General features: G+C 65.1%; 5 protein-coding genes. 2 read left to right on the top strand and 3 right to left on the bottom strand.

Annotation, left to right across the window (positions count from 1 at the left end):
• Positions 1–953: lipid A deacylase LpxR family protein (locus VN419_RS10455; protein WP_325647172.1), on the top strand; the 953-nt coding region annotated here is incomplete at its 5' end.
• 15 nt (positions 954–968) lie between these two features.
• Here VN419_RS10455 and VN419_RS10450 read toward each other — a convergent pair.
• Positions 969–1154, bottom strand: a complete 186-nt coding sequence (locus VN419_RS10450) for a hypothetical protein (protein ID WP_325647171.1) — start codon at positions 1152–1154, stop codon at positions 969–971.
• A gap of 322 nt (positions 1155–1476) precedes the next feature.
• Positions 1477–1674 carry a hypothetical protein gene (locus VN419_RS10445; RefSeq protein WP_325647170.1) on the bottom strand — a complete coding sequence of 66 codons (198 nt, stop codon included), beginning with the start codon at positions 1672–1674 and terminating at the stop codon, positions 1477–1479.
• Between the two features lie 425 nt (positions 1675–2099).
• Here VN419_RS10445 and VN419_RS10440 point away from each other — a divergent pair, with 425 nt between their 5' ends.
• Positions 2100–2372 carry a hypothetical protein gene (locus tag VN419_RS10440; RefSeq protein ID WP_325647169.1) on the top strand — a complete coding sequence of 91 codons (273 nt, stop codon included), beginning with the start codon at positions 2100–2102 and terminating at the stop codon, positions 2370–2372.
• A 53-nt stretch (positions 2373–2425) separates the two neighbouring features.
• Here the strand turns inward: VN419_RS10440 and VN419_RS10435 are convergent.
• The coding region (locus tag VN419_RS10435) for an AMP-binding protein (RefSeq protein ID WP_325647168.1) at positions 2426–3568 on the bottom strand (1143 nt) is incomplete at its 5' end.

Here is a 3568-nt window from a genome sequence, read left to right as displayed (position 1 = left end):
CCTCCACCCTCATCCTCATCGAGGAAAACGACTTTTTCGCCGGTACGGACGAACACTACACCAACGGCATCAAGCTGTCCTGGGTCTCCGGCGACCTGTTGCGCTACGCCCAGGACGAGCGCCTGCCGGATTTCGTGCTGCCCTACCTGGCCGCACTGCCCTTTGTGAACGAGCCTGGCCAGCAGTACAACGTGGCCCTTTCCGCCGGGCAGAACATGTACACCCCCGGCAACACCCGCACGGCGCAGTATTTGCCCAGGGACCGCCCCTACGCGGGCTGGACCTACGCTTCCCTTGCGCTGCACGCCAAGACCCCACATCAGTTGGACACCTTCGAGACCACCCTGGGCATCGTGGGGCCCTCTGCCCGGGCGGGCGAGACGCAGAACAACTACCACACGCTCATGGGTTTCAAGAAAGCCTTGGGCTGGAAGAACCAGATCCATGACGAACCCGGCGTGATGCTCTCCTGGCAGCGCACCCTGCGCCTGGCCCGGGTGGACCTTGGCCGCGACGTGGCCTGGGACCTGCTGCCGCGCTTCGGGGTCACGGCGGGCAACGTGCTCACCCAGGCCAGCGCCGGGTTCGAAACGCGCCTGGGCCTCAATCTGCCCTGGGACTTCGGCACCTCGCTCATCAGCCCCGGCGGCGGGGTAAGCGCACCGGCCGACCCCGGCGACCCGCGCCTGCGGCGCGAGTCGTCCTTCGGCCTGCATCTGTTCGCCGGGGCAGAGGGACGCGCGGTGGCCCGGAACATCTTTCTGGACGGGAACACCTGGGAGCACAGCCCAAGCGTGACCAAGAAGAACGCAGTGGCCGACCTCTCGGCGGGCATCGGGCTGGTTCTGGGCGCAACAAAGCTGACCTATACCCACGTGTACAGGACAGAAGAGTATGACGGGCAGAAAGGCCCGCAGATGTTCGGTTCCGTCAGCCTGTCGGTGACGTTCTAGGCAGGTGGCGCGCCTTTATCCCTGGGGAGCCTGGGGGGTCGCGTCTTCGGCCGGAGCTTCCGCCCCGCCTTCCGGCGTCTCGTCCGCGTCGCCCACACCGCGCTGAGCGTTTTCCTGCTTGCGGCGCAGCTTCTCTTCCTTCTTCTTCTTCTTCGCCAGTTCCTTGGCGCGCTTCTCGTACTGATAATTCGGCTTTGCCACGGGCCTTCCTTTGCTTGAGGGGTGAATTGCACAAGTGTCTTGGGGACTGATCCTATCCTTTCGCCCTTGCCATGGCAACGACTTTAAGCCGTAAGCGCTCCGCTCGCCCCTGGCGTCCTCCGCCAACCTGTCAAGCGGGCAAAAACGTCCTTTTCGCAGCCGATCACGGCCCATTTCATCCCGCCCCGCGGGCCCATGCTATACTGCCGCAAACAAAAGCGGGCCCCAGGAAAACCTGGAGCCCGCCCGATGGCGTTCAAGGGAACGAGACCGCGGCGCCTTGGTCAAGGCGCCAGGGCCGCAGCCCTGAAGCTGTCCGAAATTACTCGGCCTTCTTCTCGGCAGCGGCTTCCTTCTTGGCGGCCTTCTTGGGGGCCTTCTTGGCGGCCTTCTTCTCCTTCTTGGCGGGGGCGGCGGCCTCGGCGGCGGCGGGCTTCTCAGCCGGAGCGGCGGCGTCGGCGGCGAAGGAGACGCCAGAGAAGGCGAGAACCAGGGACAGGGCGATAAGGGCTTTCTTCATGGGTCAAACTCCTTGATGTGCAGATGATGAGGGTTCGTGGAAAAGCCGTTCCTTCCCACGAGTTAAGCTTCTACCACTGCGTAGACAGACTGCAAGAGAAAAAGACTGCGATACCCAAGAAGTATACATAATTGATAACAAAATACCTACTTGTTTCAAACGGATGGACACCTTCGCCCAAAGGAGAGAAAATGAACGGACTGAAAAAAACCGGAACTGGGACAGGACCTGCGGCCGCGGCTTGCCATTCCGGGCTGTTCAGGGACGGTCTGGGAACCGCCTTTGCCGCGCCGGGATTCAGGCTCCGCCGGGGGACGAAAAAGTGCCGGCGCAGGCGCGCGGAGGCCCGCCTTTCTCCTGCCCAGCGGGAAGAAATCCCGGATGCGGACATCGCTCGCGCGGTTGCGGCGCTGGAGAGCGAGGCCGTGCGCCGCGCCCTTTCCGGCGTGGCCGTGCCAGTGTTCCACCAGGGGCGCGAGTGCGGCAGCACGGTGAAGCACTCGGACCAGCTGCTGATGTTCCTGCTCAAGACCCTGAACCCGGAACGCTTCGGCGCGGCCAAGGAGACCCCAGGCCGGACGCGCCGGGCCTTCGCCCTGGACATCGACCTTTCCGCTGCTGGGGAAGCGGGCGAAAGCGGGCCAGACGGCGAGGAAGACAACGGCGAGCCCCAGGACGCGGACCGCGACGCCCCATAAAAAAGGGCGGCCCGGAAGCCGCCCTCACACTCAAAACAGGTATGCGCCTGATGCTACACGTCCATGCGCTCCTGGTCGCGGGCGCGGATCTCCGCGCGCTTGATCTTGCCGCTGATGGTCTTGGGCAGCTCAGAGACGTACTCGATGATGCGCGGATACTTGTAGGGCGCGGTGACGCCCTTCACGTGGTTCTGCAGCTCTTTCGTCAGCTCGTCGCCCGCGGTGAACCCGGCCGCCAGCACCACGGTGGCCTTCACCGCCATGCCGCGCACGGGGTCGGGCACGCCGGTGACGGCCGCCTCGACCACGGCCGCGTGGGACACCAGCGCGCTCTCCACCTCAAAGGGCCCGATGCGGTAGCCGGAGCTTTTGATGAGGTCGTCCGTTCTGCCCAGGAACCAGAAGTAGCCGTCCTCGTCCACCCAGGCCTTGTCGCCCGTGTGGTAGAAGCCGCCGCGCACCACCTTGGCCGTGCGCTCAGGCTCGTCCAGGTAGCCGCAGAACAGGCCGGGCATGCCTTTGGTGGTGGCGCCGTCCTTCAGACGGATGCAGATCTCGCCTTCCTCGCCCGGGGGGCAGGGCTGGTCTTCGTCGTTCAGAAGCACCAGATCCCAGCCGGGCATGGGCCGCCCGATGGAGCCGGGCTTCGGCTTCATGAAGGGCAGGGTGGCCAGCTGCAGGGTGGTTTCGGTCTGGCCGTAGCCCTCGAAGATCGGCATGCCGAGGGCCTTCTGCCAGGCCTCGAACACCGAGTCGTTCAAGAGTTCGCCCGCGGTGGTGCAGTGGCGCAAGGAGGACAGGTCGAATTCCTTCAGATTCTCGCGCACCAGGAAGCGGTACACCGTGGGCGGCGCGCAGAAGGTGGTCACCTTGTGCTCGGAAAGGATGCGCAGCAGCTCGCGCGGCTCGAACTTGCCGCGGAAGTCCCATACGAAGACCACGCCCCCGGCCAGCCACTGGCCGTAGAACTTGCCCCACACGCTCTTGGCCCAGCCCGTATCGGAAAGGGTCAGGTGCACGTCGCCGGACTCCAGGTCGTGCCAGTAGCTGCCGGTGGTGATGTGCCCCAGAGGGTAGGTGTTCGTATGCAGCACCATCTTGGGCATGCCCGTGGTGCCGGAGGAGAAGAAGATGACCATCGGGTCGTCGCCGCCCGGCGTCTCGGCAGTGCGGGAAAAGTCCGCCGCGCCGGAGGC

Origin of the sequence: Humidesulfovibrio sp. (assembly GCF_035560995.1) — a bacterium.
In the GTDB taxonomy this organism is placed as follows: domain Bacteria; phylum Desulfobacterota; class Desulfovibrionia; order Desulfovibrionales; family Desulfovibrionaceae; genus Humidesulfovibrio.
The sequence above is the reverse complement of the archived record's forward strand: the minus strand, read 5'-3'. Positions and strand labels throughout refer to the sequence as shown.